This is a genomic window from Streptomyces sp. NBC_00425, from assembly GCF_036030735.1.
Taxonomy (GTDB): domain Bacteria; phylum Actinomycetota; class Actinomycetes; order Streptomycetales; family Streptomycetaceae; genus Streptomyces.
In genome coordinates, this window is record NZ_CP107928.1 from 4,186,207 (window position 1) to 4,211,809 (window position 25,603).

Genomic DNA, 25,603 nt, shown 5'->3' on the forward strand with positions numbered 1-25,603 from the left:
GGTCAGCCGGCCTGCGGCCGCTCCCGCATCCAGGCATTTGATGCCCCGGGCATCCCATCGCACAAGCCTTTGAGCACCTTGTGCCGTTATACGCCCACGGCTGCGATAAAACGAACGCCCCGACGACACTGTGGCGTGCCGCCGGGGCGTTCGGAGTACGTACGGGCGAGGCGAGAGACCCGCTCCGGGAATACGTACGAGCAGGCAGCGAAGCTTAGCGCTTGCTGTACTGCGGGGCCTTGCGGGCCTTCTTCAGACCGGCCTTCTTGCGCTCGACCGCGCGGTCGTCACGCGTGAGGAAGCCGGCCTTCTTGAGGGCGCCGCGGTTGTTGTCGACGTCGGCCTCGTTCAGCGCACGGGCGACACCGAGACGGAGCGCACCGGCCTGACCGGAGACGCCGCCACCCGCGATGCGGGCGATGACGTCGTAGCGGTTGTCGAGCTCGAGCACCTTGAAGGGCTCGTTGACTTCCTGCTGGTGCACCTTGTTCGGGAAGTAGTCCTCGAGCGTGCGCCCGTTGATCTTCCACTTGCCGGAGCCCGGAACGATCCGGACGCGGGCGATGGCGTTCTTGCGACGGCCCAGGCCGGCCGCCGGCTGGGCCTCGCCGAAGCGGGAGGCCAGGGACTCCGAGGTGTACTCACCCTCGACGGGGACCTCGGACTCGGTGGTGTAGCTCTCGATGTCGACGAGCTCGGTCTCTTCGAGCGGCTGCTCGGCAGTGGTCTCGGCCACGGTTCTCCTCAGTTCTTTTCAGCTAGGGGTGTGGCCGGAATTACTGCGCGACCTGGGTGATCTCGAACGGCACGGGCTGCTGCGCCGCGTGCGGGTGCACGTCACCCTTGTAGACCTTCAGCTTCGAGAGCATCTGACGGCCCAGCGTGTTCTTGGGGAGCATGCCCTTGACGGCCTTCTCGACGGCCTTCTCGGGGTTGTTCGCGAGAAGGTCGTCGTAGCGCACGGAGCGCAGACCGCCCGGGTACCCGGAGTGGCGGTACGCCATCTTCTGGGTCCGCTTGTTGCCGGAGAGGTGCACCTTGTCGGCGTTGATGATGATGACGAAGTCACCGGTGTCGACGTGGGGCGCGTAGATCGGCTTGTGCTTGCCCCGGAGGAGGGACGCGGCAGTGGTGGCGAGACGGCCCAGGACGATGTCCTGAGCGTCGATGACGTGCCACTGGCGCGTCACATCGCCGGGCTTGGGGCTGTACGTACGCACGGTTCGTAGCCTTCGCTTCTTCAGTGAATTGGTCCTGACAAGGTCACCGAAGACGATCACGACAGCCGAGACCGCACTGCGGTGACGCATACCGCGTGCTGGTCGCTGGTCATCGGCCCGGTGGACCGGTGTAAGGGCCCGTCCCGTGAGAAGAGCGCGCCAATACACAACGAAGATGCAGGATACCCGCGTCTCCATGGTGGGGTCAAAACGAGCCCGATCGACGCGGGAAACGCCCCTCCGGAGTGGCCCGCGCCACATGTCCGGGGACGGCCTGGGAGAACGTCGCACGAAGCACCCGGAGATGTCGTGTTTGCCCGCCCCCCGCCCCGGAATCCACCCGGCTCCGGTGCCCGTCGGCACGGAACAGCACACCCCGCACCCCGTCTAAGATGCGCCCCATGAGCTATGGGCAGGGGGGACCTCAGTCCCAGTGGGATCCGTGGAAACCGAACTCCCAGCAGCCGTGGGGCACCGGCGATGACGCCAGCACCCCGGACTGGGCCGCGCTCGCCGAGGCGTCCGAGACGCGCAACAAACGCCGCCGGCTGCTGTTCATAGGCGGCGGCGCGCTCGCCACGCTCGGCATCGGCACCGCCGTGGCCATGGGCGTGGTGTCGGCGAACGGCGACGACAAGGCCAACCGGCCCACGTCCTCGCTGCCCGCCGACCTGCCGAGCGCGTCCTCCACCCCGTCGTTCGCGCCGACCAGCGCCCCGCCCCCGCTGGACCCGAAGGAGTTCGTCTCCAGCAAGGCCAAGGACACCGCCCCCAACGGGCCGGACCTGCTCTTTCCCGGCCTGCGACTGACCATGGGCCCGGCCGTGTACAAGAAGGGCGCCAAGGCCGACAGCACCACGTGCGCCACGGGCGCCGCGGGCACCCTGGGCAAAATCCTCGCCGCCAACGGCTGCACCCGCATGATACGCGTCACGTACGCCAGGGACGGGATCGCGGTCACGGTCGGCGTGGCCGTCTTCGACACCGAGGCGCAGGCCTCCAAGGTCAAGAGCCAGTCCGACGGCAAGAGCATCGTCAAGGCCCTCGCCGGCGGAGGCGTCAAGGCCTTCTGCAACGGCGCGATCTGCCGCTCCACGACCAACTCCTACGGCCGGTACGCCTACTTCACGCTCACCGGCTTCGCGAACGGCAAGGACGTCACCACCAAGGACACCGCCGTCTTCACCACCGGCGACGACCTGGCCGAGTTCGCGTTCCAGCAGCTCCGCCGCCGCGGCGAGGCCCAGGCGTCGGCGGCCGCCAACAGCTGACCGGCCGGCCCGGGCCACGAGGCGCGGGGCGGGGTCAGCAGCAGCCGGCCCCGGGCAGCGTCCGACGGTTGCGCGCCTCCTTGCTGCGCGCGGCGAGCAGCCCGTCCGCCGGGTAGCCGACCTCCTCCAGCGTCAGCCCGTGCGGCCGCACGACGTGCACGGCCGAGTCCCGCACGCCGGCGGCGAGCACCTTGGCGGGCCACTCAGGACCGCGGTGCCCGTCTCCCACGAACAGCAGCGCCCCGATCAGCGAACGCACCATGTTGTGGCAGAAGGCGTCGGCCCGGACGGTGGCGGTGACGATCCCGTCGTCGCCCTTCGCCAGACTCAGCTCCTGGAGCGTGCGGATGGTGGTCGCGCCCTCCCGCTTCTTGCAGTACGCGGCGAAGTCGTGCTCGCCGATCAGCTGCCGGGCCGCCTCGTTCATGGCGTCCACGTCGAGCGGCCAGTCGTGCCACAGGACGTGCCCCCGCAGCAGCGGATCGACGCCTCCGGGGTTGTCGGTGACCCGGTAGGCGTACCGCCGCCAGATCGCCGAGAACCGCGCGTTGAAGCCGCTCGGCGCCTCCCGCAGGGCCCACACCCGCACGTCCTTCGGCAACCGCCCGGCGAGCCGCTTGAGCAGCTTCTCGTGGTGCTCACGCCAGACCGCCTCCGGCAGGTCGACATGGGCGACCTGGCCCCGCGCGTGCACCCCGGCGTCGGTGCGCCCGGCCACGGTCAGCTCGTACGTCGTCCCGCCCGACCGGGTGACGGTCCGCAGCGCGTCCTCGATCTCTCCCTGCACGGTCCGCCGTCCCCCGGCCTGCTTGGCCCATCCGGAGAATTCGGCCCCGTCGTAGGACAGGTCCAGCCGCACCCGCACGAACCCGGGCTGTGCTTCGTCACTCACCTACAGATCCTCTCAGCAGCACAAAAGCGGGCCCGCTCCTCGAAGGGAACGGACCCGCGATCGCCCCAGGGGGCGCGGGGAACTGCGCGACGCGCCACGAGAGGAACCCTCGGCCGTGAACGCGCAGCCCCGCAGAACGCTTACGCGTCCTTCGACTCCTCGGCGGGAGCCTCGTCGGCCGTGGTCTCCTCGACCTTGGCCTCCTCGGACTCCTTGACCGCACGCTTCGTCGCGGCCTCGGCCTCGCCCGTCGCCTGCTGCGCGACGGTCAGCGCCTCGACCAGCTCGATGACGGCCATGGGCGCGTTGTCGCCACGACGGTTACCGATCTTGGTGATGCGGGTGTAGCCACCGGGGCGGTTCTCGTAGCGCGGGCCGATCTCGGTGAAGAGCGTGTGCACGATGCTCTTGTCCGTGATGACCTGGAGCACCTGACGGCGGTTGTGAAGGTCGCCCTTCTTCGCCTTGGTGACCAGACGCTCGGCGTACGGACGCAGCTTGCGCGCCTTCGCCTCGGTGGTGGTGATGCGGCCGTGCTCGAACAGCGCCTTGGCGAGGTTCGCGAGAATGATCTTCTCGTGCGCGGCGCTGCCGCCCATACGGGCACCCTTGGTGGGCTTCGGCATGGTGTTTCTCCTAGGTGTCTGCCCCGGCCGTATCAGGTACCGGGGTCAGTATCCGAGCAGACGGTCGTCTGTCGAAGATCCAGGCCCCCGCAGGGGCCTGGAAGGGGCGCGGGGCGGTGTCGATGTGCGACTCCGTCGCGTGGGCGCGACCAGCCACAACCGGCCCGCAGTCGCAGTACCGCCTCCCCGCGGAGCGCTCAGTACTGCTCGGTCTCCACGAAGCCCGCGTCCGCGTCGTCGTCCGCCCCGAAGGCGTCCGCGGCGGCGGTCGGGTCGAATCCGGGCGGGCTGTCCTTGAGGGCCAGGCCCATGCCGGCCAGCTTCGCCTTGACCTCGTCGATCGACTTCGCACCGAAGTTGCGGATGTCGAGCAGGTCGGCCTCGGAACGCGCCACGAGCTCACCCACGGAGTGGATGCCCTCGCGCTTGAGGCAGTTGTACGACCGAACGGTGAGCTCGAGCTCCTCGATCGGCAGGGCGAGATCAGCGGCGAGGGCGGCGTCCGTCGGGGACGGACCCATGTCGATGCCCTCGGCGTCAATGTTGAGCTCACGGGCGAGACCGAAGAGCTCGACCAGCGTCTTACCGGCGGAGGCCATGGCGTCACGGGGACGCATCGCCTGCTTGGTCTCGACGTCGACGATCAGCTTGTCGAAGTCGGTGCGCTGCTCGACACGCGTGGCCTCGACCTTGTACGTGACCTTGAGAACCGGCGAGTAGATCGAGTCGACCGGGATACGGCCGATCTCCTGGCCCACCTGCTTGTTCTGCACGGCGGAGACGTAACCGCGACCGCGCTCGACGGTCAGCTCCATCTCCAGCTTGCCCTTGCCGTTGAGCGTGGCGAGGACCAGGTCGGGGTTGTGCACCTCGACACCGGCCGGGGGCGCGATGTCGGCGGCGGTGACCAGACCCGGACCCTGCTTGCGCAGGTACATCACGACCGGCTCGTCGTGCTCCGAGGAGACGACCAGCTGCTTGATGTTGAGGATCAGGTCGGTGACGTCCTCCTTGACGCCCGGCACGGTGGTGAACTCGTGCAGCACGCCGTCGATGCGGATGGACGTGACCGCCGCACCCGGGATCGACGACAGGAGGGTCCGGCGGAGGGAGTTGCCGAGGGTGTAGCCGAAGCCCGGCTCCAGCGGCTCGATCACGAACCGGGAGCGGAATTCGTCGACGACCTCTTCGGTCAACGAGGGACGCTGAGCGATCAGCATGGATGAATCCTTCAGTCAGGGGCGCCCGCTATTTGACGCCCGACTCGGTACTGCAAGGGTACGGGCGGCACGCCTGGAACAGGACGTGCCGCCCGAAACCCGAAAAAACCTGAGACGACCGTGCGTCAGACGCGGCGGCGCTTCGGCGGACGGCAGCCGTTGTGCGGGGTCGGGGTGACGTCCTGGATGGAGCCGACCTCGAGGCCCGTGGCCTGCAGGGAACGGATGGCGGTCTCACGACCGGCGCCCGGGCCCTTGACGAAGACGTCGACCTTGCGCATGCCGTGCTCCTGCGCGCGACGGGCAGCCGACTCGGCGGCCATCTGCGCGGCGAACGGCGTGGACTTGCGGGAGCCCTTGAAGCCGACATGGCCGGCGGAGGCCCACGAGATCACGTTTCCGGCCGGGTCCGTGATGGACACGATCGTGTTGTTGAACGTGCTCTTGATGTGCGCCTGGCCGTGCGCGACATTCTTCTTTTCCTTGCGGCGCACCTTCTTGGCAGCGCCCTGACGTCCCTTGGGGGGCATCTATTAACTCCTACGGGAGGTGGTCGGTCCTACAGCGAAGACCGCTGATGAGCGTCCGCTGAGGACTACTTCTTGCCCGGCTTCTTCTTGCCGGCGATGGCGCGACGCGGGCCCTTGCGGGTACGAGCGTTCGTGCTGGTGCGCTGACCGCGGACCGGCAGACCACGACGGTGACGGAGACCCTGGTAGCAACCGATCTCGACCTTGCGGCGGATGTCGGCCTGGACCTCGCGACGGAGGTCACCCTCGGTCTTGATGTTGGCGTCCACGTACTCGCGGATCGCGACGAGCTGCTCCTCGGAGAGGTCGCGAACGCGGGTGTTCGGGTCGACGCCGGTCGCTGCCAGCGTCTCCTGGGAAAGGGTCCGGCCGATGCCGAACACGTAGGTGAGGGCGACCTCCACACGCTTTTCGCGCGGGATGTCAACACCGGAAACGCGTGCCATTCAATGGCTCCAGTTTGATCTTCGGAGGTCTGTCACAGGACCGACTCCCAGCCGCCGTCCTCTTCGCTGCGGAAGATTTGGTACGGACTGGGTCCCCGGCCTCCGAACCGGGGGTGTCAGGCGGTGCGACCGCCCGGGCCCTGCGTATGAACATATTCAGCTCGCGTCGCGCGAAGTCTCTGCGATGTCGATGCAGAGGGTGTGATCTCTGAGCGATCAGCCCTGGCGCTGCTTGTGGCGCGGGTTCTCGCAAATGACCATGACCCGACCGTGACGGCGGATCACCCTGCACTTGTCGCAGATCTTCTTGACGCTCGGCTTGACCTTCATGGGATGTGAGGTTCTCCGGGTCAGTTGCCGGCAACCCCGCACGCGGGAGAGCGCACGGAGCCTGGGCAAGATCTACTTGTAGCGGTAGACGATCCGGCCACGCGTCAGGTCGTACGGAGACAACTCCACCACGACCCGGTCGTCAGGGAGGATACGGATGTAGTGCATACGCATCTTGCCGCTGATGTGCGCCAGGACCTGGTGGCCGTTCTGGAGCTCGACCTTGAACATGGCGTTCGGAAGAGACTCGACGACAGTGCCCTCGATCTCGATGGCACCTTGCTTCTTGGCCACGCTTCGCCCTTCGAATCGACTACCTTGATCGACTCCCCCACCCTTTCCCTTACGGGTGCATGCGGACATGCGGGTGCACGAGAGTCGACGAGTCAGTCTACGTCAGGCCCGACGGAAACACGAATCGAGGAGTCTGCCCCACCGGGGAGATCCTTAAGCGGCACGCCCTGCCCGTCCACCTAGGCCAGCGGATCCGGTGCTGCTTCGATCCCGTGCTCGGCCAGCTTCGCCCGGCCCCCGTCGACAGCGGTCAGCACCAGCGGTCCCGCCTCCGTCAGAGCGACCGAGTGCTCCCAGTGGGAGGACCACGTGCCGTCCGTCGTGATGACGGTCCAGTCGTCCTCGAGGACCTCGGTGCGCGGCGTGCCGAGGGACACCATCGGCTCGATGGCGAGGCAGAAGCCCGGCACCAGCTTCGGCCCCTTGCCGCGCCGGCGGTCGACGTAGTTCAGCAGGTGCGGGTCCATGTGCATCTCGGTGCCGATGCCGTGGCCGCCGTAGTCCTCAACGATGCCGTAGCGACCGCCGCCCGGCTTCGGCTGACGGCGGATGTAGGTCTCGATCGCGCGCGAGACGTCCACCAGGCGGTTGCCGAGCTTCATGGCCGCGATGCCGGCCCACATCGACTCCTCGGTGACCCGGGACAGCTCGACCAGCTCCGGGGCGTGGCCGCCGCCCACGAACGCCGTGAAGGCGGCGTCACCGTGCCAGCCGTCCACGATCGCGCCGCAGTCGATGGAGATGATGTCGCCGTCCTTGAGGACGACCTCGTCGGAGGGGATGCCGTGGACGACCACGTCGTTCACCGAGGTGCAGATCGTCGCCGGGAAGCCGCCGTACCCCAGGAAGTTCGACTTCGCGCCGTTCTCCGCCAGCACCTTGCGGGCGACGTCGTCGAGGTCCTTCGTGGTCGCCCCGGGCACCGCCGCTTCCCGCGTCGCCGCGTGGATGGCGGCGACGACAAGCCCCGCCGCCCGCATCTTGGCGATCTGCTCGGGGGTCTTGATCTGCACCATGACGGTCTGCGCCTCCTGGGCCACTGGTATCGCGACGCTCCACAATACGCGTACGCACGCCTGTACGCCGCCGCGGCCGAGGCGTCACCCTCCGCGGGGCCGGGCCCCGGACACGCGGAACGCCCGGCGGGGAGACCCCGCCGGGCGTTCTGCACAGACTGCTCGCCGCACCTCACCGGTCGCCGACCGTGCGGTGCGAATGCTGCTACTTGCCGTCCTCGTCGCGCCGGAGTGCGTCCATGGCACGCGCCGTGACCTCGTCGACCTTGCCCAGCGCGGAGATGGTGACGACCAGGCCCTGCGCCTTGTAGTAGTCGATGATCGGCTCGGTCTGCGTGTGGTAGACCTCCAGCCGGGTCCGGACGGTCTCCTCGGTGTCGTCGTCGCGCTGGTACAGCTGACCGCCGCAGACGTCGCACACCCCGTCCTCCTTCGGCGGGCTGTAGGTGGCGTGGAAGACGTGGCTGGAGTCCTTGCGGCAGATCCGTCGCCCGGCGATCCGCTTGACGACCTCTTCCTCGGGGACTTCCAGATCCAGCACCGCGTCCAGCTTCATGCGCTCGGTCTGCAGCACCTCGTCGAGCGCCTCGGCCTGGGACACGTTGCGCGGGAAGCCGTCCAGCAGGAAGCCGCCCGCGGCGTCCGGCTGCTCCATGCGGTCCTTGGCCATGGCGATGGTGACCTCGTCCGGCACCAGGTTGCCCGCGTCCATGTAGGACTTCGCGAGCTTGCCGAGCTCCGTCTGCTGGCTGATGTTGGCCCGGAACAGGTCGCCCGTGGAGATGTGCGGGATCGACAGGTTCTTGGCCAGGAACGCGGCCTGCGTTCCCTTACCGGCACCCGGCGGCCCGACGAGGACGATACGCATCAGCGGAGGAACCCTTCGTAATTGCGCTGCTGAAGCTGGCTCTCGATCTGCTTCACCGTCTCGAGACCCACACCCACGATGATCAGGATGCTGGTCCCGCCGAACGGGAAGTTCTGGTTTGCATCGAAACCAACCAACGCCATCGTCGGTACGAGAGCGATCAGACCCAGATACAGCGAACCCGGCCAGGTGATCCGGTTGAGCACGTACGACAGGTACTCAGCGGTCGGCCGGCCAGCCCGGATGCCCGGGATGAAGCCACCATACTTCTTCATGTTGTCGGCTACTTCCTCGGGGTTGAAGGAGATAGCCACGTAGAAGAACGCGAAGAAAACGATCAGCAGGAAGTACGTGACGATGTAGATCGGGTGGTCGCCCTTGGTCAGGTTGGTCTCGATCCACGTCTTCCAGCTGGAGGTTCCGCTGGAGAACTGGGCGACGAGGGCCGGGATGTACAGCAGCGAAGAGGCGAAGATGACCGGGATCACACCGGCCTGGTTCACCTTGAGCGGGATGTACGTCGAGGTACCGCCGTAGGACCGGCGGCCGATCATGCGCTTCGCGTACTGCACGGGGATCCGGCGCTGGGCCTGCTCGACGAAGACCACCAGGCCGACCATGACCAGGCCGACCAGGACGACGGTGCCGAACTCGATCCAGCCGTCCGCCAGCGTGCCCTGCTTCTTGATGGCCCACAGCGCGGAGGGGAACGTCGCGGCGATCGAGATGAACATCAGGATCGACATGCCGTTGCCGATGCCGCGGTCGGTGATGAGCTCACCGAGCCACATGACCATGGCCGTGCCGGCGGTCATGCAGACGACCATCACGATCGTGGAGAAGATCGCACGGTCCGGGACGATGCTCGAGGCGACCGAGCAGCCGGAGAACAGGGCGCCGCTGCGGGCGGTGGCCACCAGGCCCGTGCCCTGCAGGATGGCGAGGGCCACCGTGAGGTACCGCGTGTACTGCGTGATCTTCGCGGTGCCGGCCTGGCCCTCCTTCTTGAGGGCTTCCAGGCGCGGGATGACCACGGTCAGCAGCTGGAGGATGATGCTCGCCGTGATGTACGGCATGATCCCCAGCGCGAAGATGGTGATCTGCAGCAGCGCGCCGCCGCTGAACATATTCACCAGACCGAAGATTCCCTGCTGGCCGGAAGCTTCGTCCACACAGCGCTGAACGGACGTGTAGTCGACGCCGGGGATCGGAATGTGCGTGCCGACCCGGTAGACGACGATGATCCCGAGCGTGAAGAGCAGCTTCTTGCGCAGGTCGGGCGTCCTGAACGCCCGGGCGAACGCGGTGAGCACGGTGCCTCCTGCGACCCCCGCGCATCTGCGTCAAGGGTGACGGTCTTGAGGGTCCAATAAGGAACAACGACTTACGACAACGACATGAGTAACGGTCGACTGCCGCTCAAGGTGCCCTCTTGGGGGAACCTTGTGAAAAGTGGGCAGTGCTGGTCACCATACCCGCGACACACCTGCCCTAGGAACGACCAACCGGGGATACCCCATTTGTGGGGTATCCCCGGTCGGGATCGATCAAGTCATCGAGACGCCTGAGGTGATCAGATGAGCTCGGTGACGGTACCGCCGGCGGCGGTGATCTTCTCCTTGGCGGAGCCGGAGACGGCGTCGACCGTCACCTGCAGCGCCACGGAGATCTCGCCCTGGCCCAGGACCTTGACGAGGCTGTTCTTGCGAACGGCGCCCTTGGCGACGAGACCCTCGACGGTGACCTCGCCACCCTCCGGGTACAGCGCGGCCAGCTTGTCGAGGTTCACGACCTGGAACTCGGTCTTGAACGGGTTCTTGAAGCCCTTCAGCTTCGGAAGACGCATGTGGAGGGGCATCTGGCCACCCTCGAAGCGCTCCGGAACCTGGTAACGGGCCTTCGTGCCCTTGGTACCACGACCGGCCGTCTTACCCTTCGACGCCTCACCACGACCCACACGGGTCTTTGCGGTCTTGGCGCCCGGGGCGGGACGGAGGTTGTGGATCTTGAGCGGGTTGTTCTCCGCCATGATCAGTCGACCTCCTCGACCGTCACGAGGTGGCGGACGGTGTGCACCATGCCGCGGAACTCGGGGCGGTCCTCCTTGACGACCACGTCGTTCAGGCGCTTGAGCCCGAGCGAACGCAGGGTGTCACGGTGGTTCTGCTTGCTGCCGATGTACGACTTCGTCTGCGTGATCTTGAGCTGAGCCATTACGCAGCACCAGCCCCGGCACGCGCACGAAGCAGAGCCGCGGGAGCGACGTCCTCGAGGGGCAGACCACGGCGAGCCGCGATCTCCTCGGGACGCTGCAGGCCCTTCAGGGCCTCCACGGTCGCGTGCACGATGTTGATCGCGTTCGACGAGCCGAGCGACTTCGACAGGATGTCGTGCACGCCGGCGCACTCGAGCACGGCACGCACCGGGCCACCGGCGATGACGCCGGTACCGGGGGAAGCAGGCTTGAGCAGGACGACGCCCGCAGCCTTCTCACCCGTGATCGGGTGCGGGATGGTGCCCTGGATACGCGGGACCTTGAAGAAGTGCTTCTTGGCCTCCTCAACACCCTTGGCGATGGCGGCCGGCACCTCCTTGGCCTTGCCGTATCCGACACCCACGGTGCCGTCACCGTCGCCCACCACGACCAGCGCGGTGAAGCTGAAGCGACGACCACCCTTCACAACCTTGGCGACACGGTTGATCGCGACGACGCGCTCAACGTACGCGGTCTTCTCGGCGGCAGCAGCGCCGCCGTCACGGCCCTTCCGGTCCCGCCGCTCGCCGCCACCGGCACCGCCACCGCGGCGCTGGGGTCCAGCCATTGGAATTACCTCTCTCTGTTTCCGCTAGCTACGGAACCGACTCAGAACTTGAGTCCGGCTTCGCGGGCGGCGTCCGCCAGGGCGGCAATGCGCCCGGCGTACTGGTTACCACCACGGTCGAACACGACAGCCTCGACACCGGCAGCCTTGGCGCGCTCGGCGACCAGGGCGCCGACCTGCTTGGCCTGCGAGGACTTGTCGGCCTCACCACCGCGGATCGTGGTGTCCAGGGTCGACGCCGACGCCAGGGTGTGACCCTTGATGTCGTCGATGACCTGAGCCACGATGTGGCGGTTGGAGCGCGTCACGACCAGGCGCGGACGCTCCGCCGTACCCGAGATGTGCTTACGGATCCGGATGTGGCGACGCTTGATCGCGGCACGCTTGTAAGCGTCGCCCTTGAGGATCTTCTGTCCGTATGCCATGGCTTACTTACCCGCCTTTCCGACCTTGCGGCGGATGACTTCGCCCTCGTACTTGACACCCTTGGCCTTGTACGGGTCGGGCTTGCGCAGCTTGCGGATGTTGGCCGCAACCTCGCCGACCTTCTGCTTGTCGATGCCCTCGACCTGGAAGCGGGTCGGGGTCTCCACCTTGAAGGTGATTCCCTCGGGCGCCTCGACGGTGATCGGGTGGCTGTAACCGAGCGCGAACTCGAGGTTCGAGCCCTTCGCGGTCACGCGGTAACCGACACCACTGATCTCGAGCTTCTTCACGTAACCCTCGGTCACGCCGGTGATCATGTTCGCCACCAGCGTGCGGGACAGGCCGTGCAGGGCCTTGCTCTGACGCTCGTCGTTGGGGCGAGTGACGTTCAGGACGCCGTCCTCAGCCTTGGCGATCTCGATCGGCGAAACGACGGTGTGGGTCAGCGAACCCTTGGGGCCCTTGACCGAAACCGTCTGGCCGTCGATGGTGACGTCCACGCCGGCGGGAACCGTGATGGGGAGCTTGCCAATGCGCGACATAGCTGTTTCCTCCGTTCCCTTCCGCTACCAGACGTAGGCGAGAACTTCTCCGCCTACGCCCTTCTTGCCGGCCTGCTTGTCGGTGAGGAGACCGTGCGACGTGGAGATGATCGCCACGCCGAGGCCACCGAGCACCTTGGGCAGGGAGGTGGACTTCGCGTAAACCCGGAGACCGGGCTTGGAGATCCGCTTGATGCCCGCGATGGAGCGCTCACGGTTCGGGCCGAACTTGAGCTCGAGGGTGAGGTTCTTGCCGACCTCGGCGTCCTCGACCTTCCAGCCCGTGATGAAGCCCTCCTGCTGGAGGATCTCCGCGATGTGAGACTTGATCTTCGATGCCGGCATCGTCACGGAGTCGTGGTACGCCGAGTTCGCGTTCCGCAGACGCGTCAGCATGTCTGCGATCGGATCAGTCATGGTCATGAATTGGCCTGTGGCCTCTCTCGCCGGGGTTTCCTGGTGCGCCATCCCTCTCCCCGATCCGGGACGGGACGGGTGCGGCGCGGTGGACCTACGGCGTAGTAAGTCGTACGGGCGACCGTCAGGGCGCCCAACCCTCCCAGCCTAAGCCATGGAGGGGTGAGCGCCTGACACGCCCATTGCTTACCGAGAGCCTCTGGAAACCCTAAAAGGGGTTTTACCAGGAGCTCTTGGTCACGCCCGGCAGCTCGCCACGGTGAGCCATCTCACGAAGGCACACACGGCAGAGGCCGAACTTGCGGTACACGGAGTGGGGACGGCCGCAACGCTGGCAGCGGTTGTACGCGCGCACAGCGAACTTGGGCTTACGAGCAGCCTTTGCGATCAGAGCCTTCTTCGCCATCTCGCTCACGCCTCCTTGAAGGGGAAGCCGAGGTGACGAAGGAGCGCACGGCCCTCAGCGTCGTTGGTCGCCGTGGTGACCACGGTGATGTCCATACCCCGGACACGGTCGATCTTGTCCTGGTCGATCTCGTGGAACATGACCTGCTCCGTGAGACCGAAGGTGTAGTTGCCACGGCCGTCGAACTGCTTGGGGGACAGACCGCGGAAGTCGCGGATGCGCGGGAGCGCCAGCGACAGGGTGCGGTCCAGGAACTCCCACATGCGGTCGCCACGAAGCGTGACGTGGGCACCGATCGGCTGACCCTCACGCAGCTTGAACTGCGCGATGGACTTGCGGGCCTTGGTGACGGCCGGCTTCTGACCGGTGATCGTGGTGAGGTCGCGGATGGCGCCCTCGATCAGCTTGGAGTCGCGGGCGGCGTCGCCCACACCCATGTTGACCACGATCTTGACGAGGCCGGGGATCTGCATGACGTTCTCGTACGAGAACTCCTCACGCAGCTTGCCCGCGATCTCCTCGCGGTACTTCGTCTTCAGACGCGGAGTGGTGGTGGTAGCCATCAGATGTCCTCACCCGTCCGCTTGGCAACGCGGATCTTGTTGCCCTCGTCGTCGAAGCGGTAACCGACGCGCGTGACGACCTTGTTGCCGTCCTTCTCCACGACCAGCTGAACGTTGGACACGTGGATCGGGGCCTCGGTGGTCACGATGCCGCCGGCCTGCGAGCCCTTGGCGGTCGGACCGGCCTTCGTGTGCTTCTTGACCCGGTTGACACCCTCGACCAGAACGCGGTCCTCACGGGGGAAGGCCGCGATGACCTTGCCCTGCTTGCCCTTGTCCTTACCGGTGATGACCTGGACCAGGTCGCCCTTCTTGATCTTCATGCTTACAGCACCTCCGGAGCCAGCGAGATGATCTTCATGAACTTCTTCTCGCGCAGCTCGCGCCCGACCGGGCCGAAGATGCGGGTGCCGCGAGGGTCGCCGTCGTTCTTCAGAATGACGGCGGCGTTCTCGTCGAAGCGGATGTACGAGCCGTCCGGACGGCGGCGCTCCTTGACGGTGCGAACGATGACCGCCTTGACGACGTCACCCTTCTTCACGTTGCCACCGGGGATCGCGTCCTTGACGGTGGCGACGATGACGTCACCGATGCCCGCGTAGCGGCGACCGGAGCCACCGAGCACACGGATGCAAAGGATTTCCTTCGCACCAGTGTTGTCGGCGACACGCAGTCGCGACTCCTGCTGGATCACGTCTATCTCCTGTTTGTCTGCCGGTTCCCGGCAGGGGCCGCCTCGTCACGAGGTGAGCCCCTGCCGAGCCTGGCGGAACTGTCCTGCGGGGCCCCTATGTGTGTTAGGGCCGCAGGAGAATTACTTGGCCTTCTCGAGGATCTCGACGACGCGCCAGCGCTTCGTCGCGGACAGCGGCCGGGTCTCCGCGAGGAGGACACGGTCGCCGACGCCCGCGGCGTTCTGCTCGTCGTGAGCCTTGAGCTTGTTCGTACGGCGGATGACCTTGCCGTACAGCGCGTGCTTCACACGGTCCTCGACGGCGACGACGACGGTCTTGTCCATCTTGTCGCTGACGACCAGACCCTCACGGGTCTTGCGGAAGCCACGGGCCTCGGTGTTCTGCTCAGTCACGTTGTTCTCGCTCATCAGGCGCTCTCCACCGTCTCGATGCCCAGCTCGCGCTCACGCATCAGGGTGTAGATCCGCGCGATGTCCTTACGGACGGCCTTGAGCCGGCCGTGGTTCTCGAGCTGACCCGTCGCCGCCTGGAAGCGGAGGTTGAACAGCTCTTCCTTGGCTTCGCGGAGCTTCGCCAGAAGCTCCTCGTCACCCAGTTCGCGCAGCTCGGACGCCTTGGTACCGGCCGACATCACGCTTCACCTGCCTCGCGCTTGACGATCCGGCACTTCATCGGCAGCTTGTGGGCTGCGCGAGTGAGGGCCTCACGGGCGATCTTCTCGTTGGGGTAGGACAGCTCGAACATGACCCGTCCCGGGTGCACGTTCGCGATCCACCACTCGGGAGAACCCTTACCGGAACCCATGCGGGTCTCGGCAGGCTTCTTCGTGAGCGGGCGGTCCGGGTAGATGTTGATCCAGACCTTGCCGCCACGCTTGATGTGGCGGGTCATCGCGATACGGGCCGCCTCGATCTGGCGGTTGGTCACGTACGCCGGCGTGAGGGCCTGAATGCCGTACTCGCCGAACGAGACCGTCGTACCGCCCTTGGCCTGACCACGGCGCTTCGGGTGGTGCTGCTTGCGGTGCTTGACCCTACGGGGGATCAGCATGTCGGTCAGGCCTCCGTTCCGGTGCTCTCAGCCGGAGCGGCAGCCGCCGGAGCCTCGGCCTTGGGGGCCTCGGCAGCGGGAGCCTGCTGCGGCTTACGACCGCGACCGCCACGCTCGCCACCACGGCCACCACGGGCCGGGCGGTCGGCGCCGCCGCCACCACGGGCCGGGCGGTTGCCGGCGCGGGCTGCGGCGTTCTCGGCGCGGACCTCGGCGATGTTCTTGACGTCGCCCTTGTAGATCCAGACCTTCACACCGATGCGGCCGAAGGTCGTCTTGGCCTCGAAGAAGCCGTAGTCCACGTTCGCGCGGAGCGTGTGCAGGGGCACGCGGCCCTCGCGGTAGAACTCCGAGCGGGACATCTCGGCGCCGCCGAGGCGGCCACCGCACTGGATCTTGATGCCCTTGGCGCCGGCCTTCATGGCGGACTGCATGCTCTTACGCATGGCCCGACGGAAGGAGACGCGGGAGGAGAGCTGCTCGGCGACGGCCTGGGCCACCAGCTGAGCGTCGACCTCGGGGTTCTTCACCTCGAGGATGTTCAGCTGGACCTGCTTCTTGGTCAGCTTCTCCAGGTCGCCGCGGATACGGTCGGCCTCGGCGCCGCGGCGGCCGATGACGATGCCCGGACGCGCGGTGTGGATGTCGACGCGAACGCGGTCACGGGTGCGCTCGATCTCCACCTTCGAGATGCCGGCGCGCTCCATGCCGGACGTCATCATCCGACGGATGGCGACGTCCTCGCCGACGTACTCCTTGTACGACTTGTCGGCGTACCAACGGGACTTGAAGTCCGTGGTGATGCCGAGCCGGAACCCATGCGGGTTAACCTTCTGGCCCATTACCGGGTCCCTTCCTTGCTGCTGACGACCACGGTGATGTGGCTGGTCCGCTTGCGGATCCGGTAGGCGCGGCCCTGGGCACGCGGACGGAACCGCTTCAGGGTCGGGCCCTCGTCGACGTATGCCTCGGAGATGAAGAGGCTGTCGGCGTCAGTGTGGTCGTAGTTGTGCGCGGCGTTGGCGATGGCGCTGTCCAGCACCTTGCCGACCGGCACGCTCGCGGCCTGCGGGGCGAAACGCAGGACCGCCTGAGCCTCCGTGGCGTCCATGCCACGGATAAGGTCCACCACCCGGCGGGCCTTCATGGGCGTGACGCGGATGTACCGCGCCTGGGCCCTGGCTTCCATGGTTGTCCTTCCAGTGTCTGTCATGGTCATTCCACCCCGCTGTTAGCGGCGCTTCGACTTCCGGTCGTCCTTGACGTGACCCCGGAAGGTGCGCGTCGGCGAGAACTCGCCGAGCTTGTGGCCGACCATCGACTCGGTGACAAACACCGGAATGTGGGTCTTGCCGTTGTGCACCGCGATCGTGTGACCCAGCATGCTGGGGATGATCATCGAGCGACGGGACCAGGTCTTGATGACGTTCTTGGAACCGGCTTCGTTCTGGGCGTCCACCTTCTTCACGAGGTGTCCGTCGACGAAGGGCCCCTTCTTGAGACTGCGCGGCATCTAAACCCGCTCCTAGCGCTTCTTGTTCGTCTTGCGGCGGCGGACGATGTACTTGTTCGAAGCCTTCTTCGGCGAACGAGTACGACCCTCCTTCTGACCCCAGGGGCTGACCGGGTGGCGACCACCGGAGGTCTTGCCCTCACCACCACCGTGGGGGTGGTCAACCGGGTTCATCGCCACACCGCGAACGGTCGGGCGGACGCCCAGCCAGCGCTTACGGCCGGCCTTGCCCCAGTTGATGTTGCTCTGCTCGGCGTTGCCGACCTCGCCGACCGTGGCGCGGCAGCGCTGGTCGACCAGGCGGATCTCACCGGACGGCATGCGGAGGTGGGCCATGGTGCCCTCCTTCGCGAGCAGCTGCACGGAGGCGCCGGCGGAGCGGGCGAACTTGGCGCCGCCACCCGGACGGATCTCGATCGCGTGGATCGTGGTACCGACCGGGATGTTGCGGATCGCCAGGTTGTTGCCCGGCTTGATGTCGGCCCCGGGACCGTTCTCGACGCGGTCACCCTGCTGCAGGTTGCGCGGGGCGAGGATGTAGCGCTTCTCGCCGTCGGCGTAGTGCAGCAGCGCGATGCGCGCGGTGCGGTTGGGGTCGTACTCGATGTGCGCGACCTTCGCCGGCACGCCGTCCTTGTCGTGACGACGGAAGTCGATCACTCGGTAGGCGCGCTTGTGTCCGCCACCCTGGTGGCGAACGGTCACACGACCGGCGTTGTTACGGCCGCCCTTGCTGTGCAGCGGGCGGACCAGCGACTTCTCCGGCGTGGACCGCGTGACCTCGACGAAGTCGGCGACGCTGGAGCCACGACGGCCCGGCGTAGTCGGCTTGTACTTGCGGATTCCCATTATTCAGTCCTCGTCCGATATCGGACGATCCGGACCGCCCTCAGGCGGTCGGACCGCCGAAGATGTCGATACGGTCGCCCTCAGCAAGGGTCACGATCGCGCGCTTCGTGCCGGCGCGCTGACCGAAACCGGTCTTGGTGCGCTTGCGCTTGCCGATGCGGTTGATCGTGTTGACCCCGGTGACCTTGACCGAGAAGACCGCCTGGACGGCCTGCTTGATCTGGGTCTTGTTGGCGTTCGGGTCGACGATGAACGTGTACTTGTTCTCGTCGAGGAGCGCGTAGCTCTTCTCCGACACGACCGGCTTCAGCAGCACGTCACGGGGGTCCGTGTACGCCTTGCTGGGCGCGGTGACGACGGTGTTCTTGCCCTCGGCCTCGTGGCGCTTCGCCTTGGCGACGCGCGCGGCCTTGGCGGCCTTGGCCGCCTTGGAGGCGATGCTCGGGTGACGCGTAGCCATCAGGCGTCACTCCCTTCGGTGTCGTTGGCCTTGTTCGGGCCGGACACGAAGGACTCAAGAGCGGCCTGGGTGAAGACCACGTCGTCCGAGACGATCACGTCGTACGTGTTCAGCTGGCCCGGCTCCAGGATGTGCACCTGGGGCAGGTTGCGGGCGGACAGCCACGCGGCCTCGTCGGCGCGGTCGACGACCAGGAGCAGGTTCTTGCGCTCCGAGATCTTGCCGAACAGCGTGCGAGCGGCCTTCGTGGAAGGAGCCTCGCCCTCGATCACGCCGGTGACGACGTGAATGCGGTTGTGGCGGGCCCGGTCGGTGAGGGCGTGACGCAGAGCGGCAGCCTTCATCTTCTTCGGGGTCCGCTGCGAGTAGTCACGCGGCTGCGGGCCGTGGACGACGCCACCGCCGGCGAACTGCGGCGCGCGGGTCGAGCCCTGGCGCGCACGGCCGGTGCCCTTCTGACGGTAAGGCTTCTTACCGCCACCGCGAACCTCGCCGCGGGTCTTGGTCTTGTGCGTGCCCTGACGGGCAGCCGCGTTCTGCGCGACGACGACCTGGTGGATCAGCGGGATGCTGACCTTCTCCACGCCGAAGATCTCCGCGGGGAGCTCGACGCTACCGGTCTTCTCGCCTGCAGGCGAAAGGATGTCAACAGTGCTCATCGGTTACCTCAGGCCCCCTTGGCCGCGGTGCGGACCAGGACGAGGCCGCCGTTCGGACCGGGGACGGCGCCCTTGATGAGCAGCAGACCCTTCTCCGCGTCAACGGCGTGGACGGTCAGGTTCTGGGTGGTGACACGCTCGTTGCCCATGCGACCCGCCATGCGGAGGCCCTTGAACACGCGGCCCGGGGTGGCGCAGCCACCGATGGAACCGGGCGAGCGGTGCTTGCGCTGGGTGCCGTGACCGGCGCCGAGGCCCTTGAAGTTGTGACGCTTCATGACACCGGCGAAGCCCTTGCCCTTGCTCTTGCCGGTCACGTCGACCTTCACGCCGGCCTCGAACACCTCAGCGGTGATCTCCTGGCCCAGCGTGTACTCGGAGGCGTCCGCGGTGCGGATCTCGACGAGGTGGCGACGGGGAGTGACGTCGGCCTTGGCGAAGTGGCCCTTGAGGGGCTTGTTCACCTTGCGCGGGTCGATCTCGCCGAAGGCGATCTGGACGGACTCGTAGCCGTCGCTGTCGTTCGTACGGACCTGGGTCACGACGTTGGGGCTGGCCTTGACGACGGTGACCGGAACAACGCGGTTGTTCTCGTCCCACACCTGCGTCATGCCGAGCTTCTCGCCCAGGATGCCCTTGATCTGCTTGGTCATATCTCAGATCACCGGCCTCAGAGCTTGATCTCGATGTCGACACCGGCCGGGAGGTCGAGTCGCATCAGAGAGTCAACGGTCTTGGGGGTCGGGTCGAGGATGTCGATCAGGCGCTTGTGCGTGCGCATCTCGAAGTGCTCGCGCGAGTCCTTGTACTTGTGCGGCGACTTGATGACGCAGTACACGTTCTTCTCAGTGGGCAGCGGCACCGGGCCCGCGACCGACGCACCAGTGCGGGTCACCGTCTCGACGATCTTCTTCGCCGAGGAGTCGATGACCTCGTGGTCGTAGGCCTTGAGCCGGATGCGGATCTTCTGTCCCGCCATGGCTACTCAGTAGTCCTGTCTCTTTGTCCGCTCCGGAACCCGATGTTCCATTTCACCTTCTCCTCCGACCCACGCGGTCGGGCGTGTCGCTCTCCCGCTGACACAGATGTCCCTTGTTCGAACATCCCTGCGGAATGCACACGGCCCTACCGGAACCGCAAGCCGGGGGCTGAAGGCCCACCGGGCGCCTGGCCGGTGCCGCACTGCACTTCCCGAAAGATTCCCGTACGTCCGCCCCAGCGCTGCCATCAGGCAGTTAGGGCGACGAGTACTGTGGGACTCGCTTCCGGTCCTCCCGGCGGGAGGCGCACAGCATCAACACTCGACCGAGCAACTCCGACAGTCTGCCATATGGGGCACGCCCTCCGCCAATCGGGCCGGAGACAATACCCCGGACGTGACGCAGGTCAAACGCAGGGTGTGGAGAGTGTGTGCGAGCTGGGTGCCCGCGCGCCCCCGCACGACGTCCGGTGACAGGTCCTCGCCATAATCGTCGGCATGTCTGAGTACGGGGGCAAGGCGAGCGGACCGCCCGGGAACAGGGTTCCCCGGTCGCGTCTCGAGGACTACGCGGAGATGACGGCCCCGCCACGGGAGCCGTCCGAGGTGCGGGCGGCGCCGCCCGCACCGGAGCCGCAAGCCGCACCGGAATCAAAGGCCGCACCGGAACCAGTGCTGGTACGGGAACCTGTGCCCGCACCCGAACCGGTGGCCGTACCGGAACCGGTGGCCGCGCCCGCGCCGGCCGCGGACGACCCGGAGGCCGAGGCCCGGCGGCGGTGGTTCGCCGATCTTCTGGAGGAGTTCCGGCAGACGGCGGTACTGGTCCCGCTGGGCGACGGACCCGGCCCCGACGGCGAGCGGGGCCTGCTCACCGCCGACCTGGGCGGCGTCCGGTTCATCCTGGCGTTCTCCGACGGACAGGCGCTGTCCCGGTACGCGCTGGCCCGGGGCGAGTACCACCGCGAGTGGGCCTACCAGACGATCCTCGGCGCACGGCTGCTGGACGTGGCCGTGCCCGCGGCGGGCGTGCCCTGCGGGGTGGCGCTGGACTGCGCGGACGGCCCGGACGGCGTGGTGTTCCCGCCGGTGAGGGGCGTCGTGCCGGACGAGGTGGCCGTGGATCGTGAGCAGGGGGGCGCCTGGTGAGCGGCGACGGGGAGCAGTTGGTCGGCGGCGGTGTGCCCGCGAACGGCGCCTGGGTGCCCGTGAACGGCGGCGGCGCGCCGCTGAGCGGGAGCGGGGAGCCGGACCTCAAGGCCGTCGGCCTGGATCTGATCGCCAAGGGGCTGACGGAGGCGCTGGGCGAACTCAAGGAGCTCGGCATGGTCGGCATGGCCGGCGCCGGGCGCGGCTTCGGGGACCTGTCCCTGTCGGGGCTGGAGCTGGGCCACGAGGGGCTGACCGACACGTTCGGCTCGTTCTGCGAGCGCTGGGAGTGGGGGGTGCGCTCCCTGATCAACGAGGGCAACGGTTTCGCCGTCAAGACCGGGCTCGCGGCCGGCACCCTCCACGAGACCGAGGAATACGTCGGGGGCACGTTCAAGGTGGTCACCAACTCCCTCATCGGCAATCCGTACGCCTCCGAGGACGAGGTCACCCGGATGGGCTGGGGCGACATCGCCACCTCCGGCGTCTTCAGCGGGGAGGTCGACTACAGCCAGGAGTCCTTCGACCGGGCGGGCGAGAACATCAAGCAGGGCTGGAAGGACGCCGGCCGCGATGTGATGACGTCGAAGACCGTCGGGCCTCTCGGGCTCAACCCCGAGAACCTGCACGATACGTTCGGGGTCTCGGACGCCGAGTACGACAAGATGCTGGACGACACCTTCGGCCCGTCTCCCGAGGCACGCGCGCAGGCGGCCCAGGCCGCGCAGCAACAGGGCGGGGCGGGCTGATGGGGATCGTCGACGACATCAAGGGCGGTCTGAACAGCGGTCTGGAGTACGGCGAGAATCTCGTCGACGAGGGCAAGAAGAAGCTCGGCGAGGGCATCGACTACGTCACCGACAAGGCCGGCGACGGGCTCGACCACATAGGCCTGCACGGCGCCGCCGACGCGGTGGAGGACTTCGGCGACGAACTCGCCTCCGACCTCGGCGCCACCCCCGGGGAGCAGCAGCTCGGCCAGACCGAGCAGGCTGACGAGCTCGTCCACGGCAACCCCGCGAAGATCCGGGCGAGCGCCAAGCACCTCAAGGACTTCCAGGCCGCGTTCGACAAGGTCGGCGTCGGCATGAAGAAGGTCGACTCGGCCGGCTGGAAGGGCGTGGGCGGCGACGCCTTCCGCGAGAAGTTCGGTGTGCATCCCATGAAGTGGCTGTACGCGGCCGACGCCTGCGAGGCGGCCGGCGTGGCGCTGGACGCCTACGCGGACGCCGTCGAGTGGGCCCAGCGGCAGGCCCAGGAGGCCGTCGAGCAGTACAAGAAAGGCAAGAAGGCCTCCGTGGACGCCGTGGAGGCGTACAACAAGAAGGTCGACGCCTACAACGCCAAGATCAAGGCCGACCAGGATCCGGGGCCACAGCCCGAGCCGTTCCACGATCCGGGCATCGACGCGATGCGGGCGGCGCGGGCCAGACTCGCCCAGGCCCGCAAGCAGCGCAACCTCATCGCCGGCGAGGCGCAGACCCAGGTCAAGGCGGCGCTCGCCCACGCCCCCGCCGAACCGCCGCCGCTGGACCGGCTCGGCAACGACCTGGTCGACGGCTACCAGGCCTACAACACCGAGCTCACGCATGTCGTCGGCGGGGCCCTCAAGGGCACGGCGGGGCTGCTGAACTTCGTGCGCGGACTCAACCCGACCGACCCGTACAACCTCACGCATCCGGCCGAATACATCCAGAACGTCAACATGACACTGGCCGGCCTCGTCTCCACCGCCGCCCACCCCGAACGCGTCGTCCAGGCGACGGTGGACGGTTTCAAGAAAGACCCTTCCGAATTCACCGGCAGACTCCTGCCCGAACTGCTCGGGACGAAGGGCGCGGGACTGGCGCGCGGCGGGCTGCGGCTGGGGATGAAGGAGGGCCTGGAGAGCGGCGCGGCGCAAGGCCTCAAATACGGGGACGACCTCGTCGCCGGGCAGAAGGCCGCGAAGGCGGCCGCGGACGCCCCCAAGGACTGGAGTGGTCTCGCCCGCAGCACGGATCACGTGTCGGAGAGGGCCATTCACGCCGACTCGGTGGATCCGAAGGTGGCCCAGGAATTCCTGGACGACCAGTACCCGTGGCTGAAGGACATCAACAACCGCTGGGAGGACGGGTACACGCAGAACTGCGCGCACACCACGGTCACGACCGCGCGTCGGATGGAGGACATCGAGGTCAGCGCGGCGCCTCGGCCGGGCCCCGGACATCTGCCGCTGGAGCCGTTCAAGGTCCTGGACGAGACCCAGCCCTGGCGGAAGGCCGACAGCTACGATGATCTCATTCGCGACCTGCAGGCTCGCGGCGACGGGGCGAAGAGTGCCGTCTTCATCGGCCGAGGAAATTCGGGGCACTTCTTCAATGCGGTGAACACCGAACACGGAGTGGTGTTCCTCGACGGGCAGACCGGAAAGCTAGCCACCCTGGAGAAGAACGTGGTGGAAATCCAGCACGTCCCCTACGAAAAGGTAGTCAAGTAGATGCCGAGCAGAGACGAGGCGCTGGATTCCGCAGCTGCGCTTCTCAGGAAGACCTATCCCGAGAAGACGGAATCGCTGGTCATGCTTCCGGAGAAGTCCGTCGAACACCCCTACGGCTGGGTGATCGCCTTCGACTGGAAGGAGCACATCGAGACCGGGGACTGGCTGCTGTCGCCGATCACCAGTGTGGTCGTCGTGCCGCACGACGGAGGGAAGGCCCACTTCCCGCCGAGCGCCTTTCCGGTGGACGACTACATGTCCCGACGCGCTTCGGGCAACTGGCCCCCCAAGGAGTAGGCAGCCGTGATGAGCCCTGACACCCGAGCGGCCGCGTGGCTGACCGACACATACCGGGGTCTGGTCGAACTCTCCGTTCCACGGCCGGTGCACGAGACTCCCACCGCCTGGATGTACTCCTGCCGCACCCTGACCCAGCCGGGCTACCCGGCCACGCCCATGCTCGCGGCCTCCGTCGTCGTCCCAAAGGACGGCAGCCCGCCCTTCCACCCGTCGGCCAGCGACCCCCTCGGGGACCTGGACGCGGTCGAGCCCCGGCAGGCGGCTCTCCGGGTCGCCGACCAGGCACGCCGGATCAACGCACGCGGCTGCCTGGTGGCCCTGCACTCCGCCGTCGAGCGTGCCCCGTCGGTCCCGTTGCCCTGGCAGCCCTCCGACGAGGCACCCGGCTGGTGGTCCAGGCTGACCCGGCGCTACTTCCCGTCGTTCCAGCGTGTTTCCGTGAGCGGCTGGGACGACGTGATCGGGGCCATGAGCGAGCCTGGTCCCGACACGCGGGGCGTGGTCTGGGTCCGCCGCGCGATCGGCGGCGTCGAGGCGTCCGGAAACCTCCTCTACGCGCACAACAACAACGGCCAGGTGGTCCTGTTGGACGGTCTGACCTCGTCCCTCGCCAGACTCGACAGGGCGGACCTGGTACACGAGCTGGTCTTCCTGCGCGCCCTGCCCGCGACGCGGGAAGCCCCGCCGCAGGCGTGGGAGCGCGAGGCGCCCGACTTCGCCTCCGCGGCCGCCAAGGCGCGGCTCTGGCTCGACGACGCATACGGCGGTCAGGTCGACCTGGTGGCGCCGACGGCCGAGGACGAGATCCGGCGGGGCTGGGTCTTCTCCTGCAACACCAGGCGGTTCCTGGACGGCGGGCGCTGGCAGGACGCCCTGCTCGACGCGACGATCGTCGTCCCCAAGGACAACGGCGCCCCGTTCGGCCTGCCCAACGCGGAGCCCTGGGCCTGGCTGGCGCGCTGGAACGCGGGCGAGAACCCGGGCCCGAAGGGCTTCCCCACACCGCCCCCGCCCGGCCGCGCCCTCTGGTTCGAGCCGACGCTCGCGGAGCTGGGCACCGTCCTGTCCACGTCCGAGCACGTCGACTGGCAGACCACGGCGGACGCCTTGTCGGCCCTGCCCGTCGGAGCGCGGGCGCTGGTCTGGGTACGGCGGACGGACGGCCGGTCGCGAGAAGCGGTGGGGTGGCTGCTGAACGCCGTCGTGACGGCGGAGGGCGTGATGCTGCTCGACGGTTCCTCGGGCGTCCCCCTGTCACTCGACCCGGCGGGAGTCCACCGCCTGCACGTGATCCGCTACCGCTGAACACCCGGCCTCTGCGGCGTGCATCGCCCACGGCCGGGACGAGTGCCGAGGAAGCGCTCTCAGCGGGCCTGTGCCGCTTCCTTCCCGTTCCCGAGGTGCCGGTGACCGCGGTACGCCCGGCGGCTTGGTCGTCGGGCGACTCGGACTCGATCGCGGTGCCGGCGGGGCGTTCACCGGGTCCTCGGTGGGCGCGGCCGCCTGGCCGGTCACCGAGACGCGCTGTGCCGGGTACCGCTACTCAGGCGGAACGCGGTGAGCGAATGAGTAGGTGCCCGG

The 25,603-nt window shown here is 67.5% G+C and carries 39 protein-coding genes; 6 read left to right on the forward strand and 33 right to left on the reverse strand.

Going from position 1 to position 25,603, the window contains the following annotated elements; translation table 11 throughout:
* Positions 1–214 precede the first annotated feature (214 nt).
* Together rpsI and rplM are read right to left on the reverse strand one after the other, a co-directional pair.
* On the reverse strand, positions 215–736 hold the full coding sequence (rpsI, locus tag OHS82_RS17735) for a 30S ribosomal protein S9 (protein ID WP_057584665.1): 522 nt from the start codon (positions 734–736) through the stop codon (positions 215–217).
* A gap of 40 nt (positions 737–776) precedes the next feature.
* Positions 777–1,220, reverse strand: coding sequence for a 50S ribosomal protein L13 (gene rplM / locus OHS82_RS17740; protein ID WP_020132189.1), 444 nt, complete (start codon positions 1,218–1,220; stop codon positions 777–779).
* A 401-nt stretch (positions 1,221–1,621) separates the two neighbouring features.
* Here rplM and OHS82_RS17745 point away from each other — a divergent pair, with 401 nt between their 5' ends.
* A complete protein-coding gene (locus tag OHS82_RS17745; RefSeq protein WP_328434134.1) occupies positions 1,622–2,491 on the forward strand; it encodes a hypothetical protein in 870 nt (289 codons plus the stop codon).
* A gap of 34 nt (positions 2,492–2,525) precedes the next feature.
* Here the strand turns inward: OHS82_RS17745 and truA are convergent, their stop codons facing one another.
* The 31 genes from truA to rpsJ all read right to left on the reverse strand — a co-directional run bounded on the left by truA (position 2,526) and on the right by rpsJ (position 20,094).
* Positions 2,526–3,383: a tRNA pseudouridine(38-40) synthase TruA gene (truA, locus tag OHS82_RS17750; protein ID WP_057584667.1), complete on the reverse strand. Its 858-nt coding sequence runs from the start codon at positions 3,381–3,383 to the stop codon at positions 2,526–2,528.
* Positions 3,384–3,523: 140 nt separating this feature from the next.
* A complete protein-coding gene (gene rplQ / locus OHS82_RS17755) occupies positions 3,524–4,009 on the reverse strand; it encodes a 50S ribosomal protein L17 (RefSeq protein ID WP_057584668.1) in 486 nt (161 codons plus the stop codon).
* A 197-nt stretch (positions 4,010–4,206) separates the two neighbouring features.
* The gene (locus tag OHS82_RS17760; protein WP_003966937.1) at positions 4,207–5,229 is read right to left on the reverse strand and encodes a DNA-directed RNA polymerase subunit alpha; all 1,023 of its coding nucleotides are present in this window, start codon (positions 5,227–5,229) and stop codon (positions 4,207–4,209) included.
* 125 nt (positions 5,230–5,354) lie between these two features.
* Positions 5,355–5,759, reverse strand: a complete 405-nt coding sequence (gene rpsK / locus OHS82_RS17765; protein WP_010354218.1) for a 30S ribosomal protein S11 — start codon at positions 5,757–5,759, stop codon at positions 5,355–5,357.
* A 65-nt stretch (positions 5,760–5,824) separates the two neighbouring features.
* Positions 5,825–6,205, reverse strand: coding sequence for a 30S ribosomal protein S13 (rpsM, locus tag OHS82_RS17770; RefSeq protein ID WP_057584669.1), 381 nt, complete (start codon positions 6,203–6,205; stop codon positions 5,825–5,827).
* Between the two features lie 216 nt (positions 6,206–6,421).
* Complete coding sequence (rpmJ, locus tag OHS82_RS17775) at positions 6,422–6,535, reverse strand: 50S ribosomal protein L36 (RefSeq protein WP_003998809.1); 114 nt, start codon at positions 6,533–6,535, stop codon at positions 6,422–6,424.
* Between the two features lie 72 nt (positions 6,536–6,607).
* Positions 6,608–6,829, reverse strand: coding sequence for a translation initiation factor IF-1 (gene infA / locus OHS82_RS17780; protein ID WP_003948620.1), 222 nt, complete (start codon positions 6,827–6,829; stop codon positions 6,608–6,610).
* Between the two features lie 179 nt (positions 6,830–7,008).
* Entirely contained in the window at positions 7,009–7,845 is an 837-nt protein-coding gene (gene map, locus OHS82_RS17785) for a type I methionyl aminopeptidase (RefSeq protein WP_057584786.1), read from the reverse strand.
* Positions 7,846–8,050: 205 nt separating this feature from the next.
* A complete protein-coding gene (locus OHS82_RS17790; RefSeq protein WP_057584670.1) occupies positions 8,051–8,713 on the reverse strand; it encodes an adenylate kinase in 663 nt (220 codons plus the stop codon).
* Complete coding sequence (secY, locus tag OHS82_RS17795) at positions 8,713–10,026, reverse strand: preprotein translocase subunit SecY (RefSeq protein WP_057584671.1); 1,314 nt, start codon at positions 10,024–10,026, stop codon at positions 8,713–8,715. The genes OHS82_RS17790 and secY overlap by 1 nt, the downstream gene beginning before the upstream one ends.
* A 260-nt stretch (positions 10,027–10,286) precedes the next feature.
* Entirely contained in the window at positions 10,287–10,742 is a 456-nt protein-coding gene (gene rplO / locus OHS82_RS17800; protein ID WP_057584672.1) for a 50S ribosomal protein L15, read from the reverse strand.
* 2 nt (positions 10,743–10,744) lie between these two features.
* Entirely contained in the window at positions 10,745–10,927 is a 183-nt protein-coding gene (gene rpmD, locus OHS82_RS17805) for a 50S ribosomal protein L30 (protein WP_030788246.1), read from the reverse strand.
* On the reverse strand, positions 10,927–11,535 hold the full coding sequence (rpsE, locus tag OHS82_RS17810; protein ID WP_013001409.1) for a 30S ribosomal protein S5: 609 nt from the start codon (positions 11,533–11,535) through the stop codon (positions 10,927–10,929). The genes rpmD and rpsE overlap by 1 nt, the downstream gene beginning before the upstream one ends.
* 41 nt (positions 11,536–11,576) lie before the next feature.
* Entirely contained in the window at positions 11,577–11,960 is a 384-nt protein-coding gene (gene rplR, locus OHS82_RS17815; protein WP_057584673.1) for a 50S ribosomal protein L18, read from the reverse strand.
* Positions 11,961–11,963: 3 nt separating this feature from the next.
* Positions 11,964–12,503: a 50S ribosomal protein L6 gene (rplF, locus tag OHS82_RS17820; protein WP_057584674.1), complete on the reverse strand. Its 540-nt coding sequence runs from the start codon at positions 12,501–12,503 to the stop codon at positions 11,964–11,966.
* A gap of 24 nt (positions 12,504–12,527) precedes the next feature.
* On the reverse strand, positions 12,528–12,926 hold the full coding sequence (rpsH, locus tag OHS82_RS17825) for a 30S ribosomal protein S8 (protein WP_030788259.1): 399 nt from the start codon (positions 12,924–12,926) through the stop codon (positions 12,528–12,530).
* A 214-nt stretch (positions 12,927–13,140) separates the two neighbouring features.
* A complete protein-coding gene (locus OHS82_RS17830) occupies positions 13,141–13,326 on the reverse strand; it encodes a type Z 30S ribosomal protein S14 (RefSeq protein ID WP_030890724.1) in 186 nt (61 codons plus the stop codon).
* Between the two features lie 5 nt (positions 13,327–13,331).
* Positions 13,332–13,889 (reverse strand): 50S ribosomal protein L5, encoded by a 558-nt coding sequence (gene rplE, locus OHS82_RS17835; protein ID WP_030788262.1) that lies wholly within the window; start codon positions 13,887–13,889, stop codon positions 13,332–13,334.
* On the reverse strand, positions 13,889–14,212 hold the full coding sequence (rplX, locus tag OHS82_RS17840; RefSeq protein ID WP_030039760.1) for a 50S ribosomal protein L24: 324 nt from the start codon (positions 14,210–14,212) through the stop codon (positions 13,889–13,891). Before rplX ends, rplE begins: the two co-directional genes overlap by 1 nt.
* A gap of 2 nt (positions 14,213–14,214) precedes the next feature.
* Entirely contained in the window at positions 14,215–14,583 is a 369-nt protein-coding gene (rplN, locus tag OHS82_RS17845; RefSeq protein WP_003998823.1) for a 50S ribosomal protein L14, read from the reverse strand.
* Between the two features lie 120 nt (positions 14,584–14,703).
* Positions 14,704–14,991: a 30S ribosomal protein S17 gene (rpsQ, locus tag OHS82_RS17850; protein WP_057584675.1), complete on the reverse strand. Its 288-nt coding sequence runs from the start codon at positions 14,989–14,991 to the stop codon at positions 14,704–14,706.
* Entirely contained in the window at positions 14,991–15,215 is a 225-nt protein-coding gene (rpmC, locus tag OHS82_RS17855) for a 50S ribosomal protein L29 (protein ID WP_003998824.1), read from the reverse strand. The genes rpsQ and rpmC overlap by 1 nt, the downstream gene beginning before the upstream one ends.
* The gene (rplP, locus tag OHS82_RS17860) at positions 15,215–15,634 is read right to left on the reverse strand and encodes a 50S ribosomal protein L16 (RefSeq protein ID WP_006140905.1); all 420 of its coding nucleotides are present in this window, start codon (positions 15,632–15,634) and stop codon (positions 15,215–15,217) included. The genes rpmC and rplP overlap by 1 nt, the downstream gene beginning before the upstream one ends.
* Before the next feature lie 5 nt (positions 15,635–15,639).
* Positions 15,640–16,476: a 30S ribosomal protein S3 gene (gene rpsC / locus OHS82_RS17865; protein ID WP_057584676.1), complete on the reverse strand. Its 837-nt coding sequence runs from the start codon at positions 16,474–16,476 to the stop codon at positions 15,640–15,642.
* Entirely contained in the window at positions 16,476–16,823 is a 348-nt protein-coding gene (gene rplV / locus OHS82_RS17870; protein WP_003974262.1) for a 50S ribosomal protein L22, read from the reverse strand. The genes rpsC and rplV overlap by 1 nt, the downstream gene beginning before the upstream one ends.
* Before the next feature lie 42 nt (positions 16,824–16,865).
* Positions 16,866–17,147 (reverse strand): 30S ribosomal protein S19, encoded by a 282-nt coding sequence (gene rpsS / locus OHS82_RS17875; RefSeq protein WP_018528354.1) that lies wholly within the window; start codon positions 17,145–17,147, stop codon positions 16,866–16,868.
* 12 nt (positions 17,148–17,159) lie between these two features.
* The gene (gene rplB / locus OHS82_RS17880; RefSeq protein WP_057584677.1) at positions 17,160–17,996 is read right to left on the reverse strand and encodes a 50S ribosomal protein L2; all 837 of its coding nucleotides are present in this window, start codon (positions 17,994–17,996) and stop codon (positions 17,160–17,162) included.
* 40 nt (positions 17,997–18,036) lie between these two features.
* Positions 18,037–18,456 carry a 50S ribosomal protein L23 gene (gene rplW / locus OHS82_RS17885; protein WP_057584678.1) on the reverse strand — a complete coding sequence of 140 codons (420 nt, stop codon included), beginning with the start codon at positions 18,454–18,456 and terminating at the stop codon, positions 18,037–18,039.
* Positions 18,456–19,115 (reverse strand): 50S ribosomal protein L4, encoded by a 660-nt coding sequence (rplD, locus tag OHS82_RS17890; protein ID WP_057584679.1) that lies wholly within the window; start codon positions 19,113–19,115, stop codon positions 18,456–18,458. Before rplD ends, rplW begins: the two co-directional genes overlap by 1 nt.
* An 8-nt stretch (positions 19,116–19,123) precedes the next feature.
* Positions 19,124–19,768, reverse strand: a complete 645-nt coding sequence (gene rplC / locus OHS82_RS17895) for a 50S ribosomal protein L3 (RefSeq protein WP_057584680.1) — start codon at positions 19,766–19,768, stop codon at positions 19,124–19,126.
* A gap of 17 nt (positions 19,769–19,785) precedes the next feature.
* Positions 19,786–20,094 (reverse strand): 30S ribosomal protein S10, encoded by a 309-nt coding sequence (rpsJ, locus tag OHS82_RS17900; RefSeq protein WP_003948644.1) that lies wholly within the window; start codon positions 20,092–20,094, stop codon positions 19,786–19,788.
* A gap of 498 nt (positions 20,095–20,592) precedes the next feature.
* Here rpsJ and OHS82_RS43535 point away from each other — a divergent pair, with 498 nt between their 5' ends.
* From OHS82_RS43535 to OHS82_RS17925, 5 genes are read left to right on the forward strand one after another with little or no spacing between them, the layout of a single operon-like run.
* Positions 20,593–21,243: a hypothetical protein gene (locus tag OHS82_RS43535; RefSeq protein WP_443061786.1), complete on the forward strand. Its 651-nt coding sequence runs from the start codon at positions 20,593–20,595 to the stop codon at positions 21,241–21,243.
* Positions 21,240–21,992 (forward strand): hypothetical protein, encoded by a 753-nt coding sequence (locus tag OHS82_RS17910; RefSeq protein WP_328434135.1) that lies wholly within the window; start codon positions 21,240–21,242, stop codon positions 21,990–21,992. The genes OHS82_RS43535 and OHS82_RS17910 overlap by 4 nt, the downstream gene beginning before the upstream one ends.
* On the forward strand, positions 21,992–23,722 hold the full coding sequence (locus OHS82_RS17915; RefSeq protein WP_057584681.1) for a putative T7SS-secreted protein: 1,731 nt from the start codon (positions 21,992–21,994) through the stop codon (positions 23,720–23,722). The genes OHS82_RS17910 and OHS82_RS17915 overlap by 1 nt, the downstream gene beginning before the upstream one ends.
* Positions 23,723–24,019 carry a YrhB domain-containing protein gene (locus OHS82_RS17920; protein WP_057584682.1) on the forward strand — a complete coding sequence of 99 codons (297 nt, stop codon included), beginning with the start codon at positions 23,723–23,725 and terminating at the stop codon, positions 24,017–24,019.
* Between the two features lie 9 nt (positions 24,020–24,028).
* Positions 24,029–25,327: a YrhB domain-containing protein gene (locus OHS82_RS17925; RefSeq protein WP_063894350.1), complete on the forward strand. Its 1,299-nt coding sequence runs from the start codon at positions 24,029–24,031 to the stop codon at positions 25,325–25,327.
* Positions 25,328–25,603 lie beyond the last annotated feature (276 nt).

Coding starts and splice junctions, on each gene's coding strand:
- OHS82_RS17745 (WP_328434134.1), top strand. CDS start 1,622: ATGAGCTATGGGCAGGGGGGACCTCAGTCCCAGTGGGATCCGTGGAAA.
- rplQ (WP_057584668.1), bottom strand. CDS start 4,009: ATGCCGAAGCCCACCAAGGGTGCCCGTATGGGCGGCAGCGCCGCGCAC.
- OHS82_RS17760 (WP_003966937.1), bottom strand. CDS start 5,229: ATGCTGATCGCTCAGCGTCCCTCGTTGACCGAAGAGGTCGTCGACGAA.
- rpsK (WP_010354218.1), bottom strand. CDS start 5,759: ATGCCCCCCAAGGGACGTCAGGGCGCTGCCAAGAAGGTGCGCCGCAAG.
- rpsM (WP_057584669.1), bottom strand. CDS start 6,205: ATGGCACGCGTTTCCGGTGTTGACATCCCGCGCGAAAAGCGTGTGGAG.
- rpmJ (WP_003998809.1), bottom strand. CDS start 6,535: ATGAAGGTCAAGCCGAGCGTCAAGAAGATCTGCGACAAGTGCAGGGTG.
- map (WP_057584786.1), bottom strand. CDS start 7,845: ATGGTGCAGATCAAGACCCCCGAGCAGATCGCCAAGATGCGGGCGGCG.
- OHS82_RS17790 (WP_057584670.1), bottom strand. CDS start 8,713: ATGCGTATCGTCCTCGTCGGGCCGCCGGGTGCCGGTAAGGGAACGCAG.
- rplO (WP_057584672.1), bottom strand. CDS start 10,742: ATGGCGGAGAACAACCCGCTCAAGATCCACAACCTCCGTCCCGCCCCG.
- rpmD (WP_030788246.1), bottom strand. CDS start 10,927: ATGGCTCAGCTCAAGATCACGCAGACGAAGTCGTACATCGGCAGCAAG.
- rpsE (WP_013001409.1), bottom strand. CDS start 11,535: ATGGCTGGACCCCAGCGCCGCGGTGGCGGTGCCGGTGGCGGCGAGCGG.
- rplR (WP_057584673.1), bottom strand. CDS start 11,960: ATGGCATACGGACAGAAGATCCTCAAGGGCGACGCTTACAAGCGTGCC.
- rplF (WP_057584674.1), bottom strand. CDS start 12,503: ATGTCGCGCATTGGCAAGCTCCCCATCACGGTTCCCGCCGGCGTGGAC.
- rpsH (WP_030788259.1), bottom strand. CDS start 12,926: ATGACCATGACTGATCCGATCGCAGACATGCTGACGCGTCTGCGGAAC.
- OHS82_RS17830 (WP_030890724.1), bottom strand. CDS start 13,326: ATGGCGAAGAAGGCTCTGATCGCAAAGGCTGCTCGTAAGCCCAAGTTC.
- rplE (WP_030788262.1), bottom strand. CDS start 13,889: ATGGCTACCACCACCACTCCGCGTCTGAAGACGAAGTACCGCGAGGAG.
- rplX (WP_030039760.1), bottom strand. CDS start 14,212: ATGAAGATCAAGAAGGGCGACCTGGTCCAGGTCATCACCGGTAAGGAC.
- rpsQ (WP_057584675.1), bottom strand. CDS start 14,991: ATGAGCGAGAACAACGTGACTGAGCAGAACACCGAGGCCCGTGGCTTC.
- rpmC (WP_003998824.1), bottom strand. CDS start 15,215: ATGTCGGCCGGTACCAAGGCGTCCGAGCTGCGCGAACTGGGTGACGAG.
- rplP (WP_006140905.1), bottom strand. CDS start 15,634: ATGCTGATCCCCCGTAGGGTCAAGCACCGCAAGCAGCACCACCCGAAG.
- rpsC (WP_057584676.1), bottom strand. CDS start 16,476: ATGGGCCAGAAGGTTAACCCGCATGGGTTCCGGCTCGGCATCACCACG.
- rplV (WP_003974262.1), bottom strand. CDS start 16,823: ATGGAAGCCAGGGCCCAGGCGCGGTACATCCGCGTCACGCCCATGAAG.
- rpsS (WP_018528354.1), bottom strand. CDS start 17,147: ATGCCGCGCAGTCTCAAGAAGGGGCCCTTCGTCGACGGACACCTCGTG.
- rplB (WP_057584677.1), bottom strand. CDS start 17,996: ATGGGAATCCGCAAGTACAAGCCGACTACGCCGGGCCGTCGTGGCTCC.
- rplW (WP_057584678.1), bottom strand. CDS start 18,456: ATGGCTACGCGTCACCCGAGCATCGCCTCCAAGGCGGCCAAGGCCGCC.
- rplD (WP_057584679.1), bottom strand. CDS start 19,115: ATGAGCACTGTTGACATCCTTTCGCCTGCAGGCGAGAAGACCGGTAGC.
- rplC (WP_057584680.1), bottom strand. CDS start 19,768: ATGACCAAGCAGATCAAGGGCATCCTGGGCGAGAAGCTCGGCATGACG.
- rpsJ (WP_003948644.1), bottom strand. CDS start 20,094: ATGGCGGGACAGAAGATCCGCATCCGGCTCAAGGCCTACGACCACGAG.
- OHS82_RS43535 (WP_443061786.1), top strand. CDS start 20,593: ATGTCTGAGTACGGGGGCAAGGCGAGCGGACCGCCCGGGAACAGGGTT.
- OHS82_RS17915 (WP_057584681.1), top strand. CDS start 21,992: ATGGGGATCGTCGACGACATCAAGGGCGGTCTGAACAGCGGTCTGGAG.
- OHS82_RS17920 (WP_057584682.1), top strand. CDS start 23,723: ATGCCGAGCAGAGACGAGGCGCTGGATTCCGCAGCTGCGCTTCTCAGG.
- OHS82_RS17925 (WP_063894350.1), top strand. CDS start 24,029: ATGAGCCCTGACACCCGAGCGGCCGCGTGGCTGACCGACACATACCGG.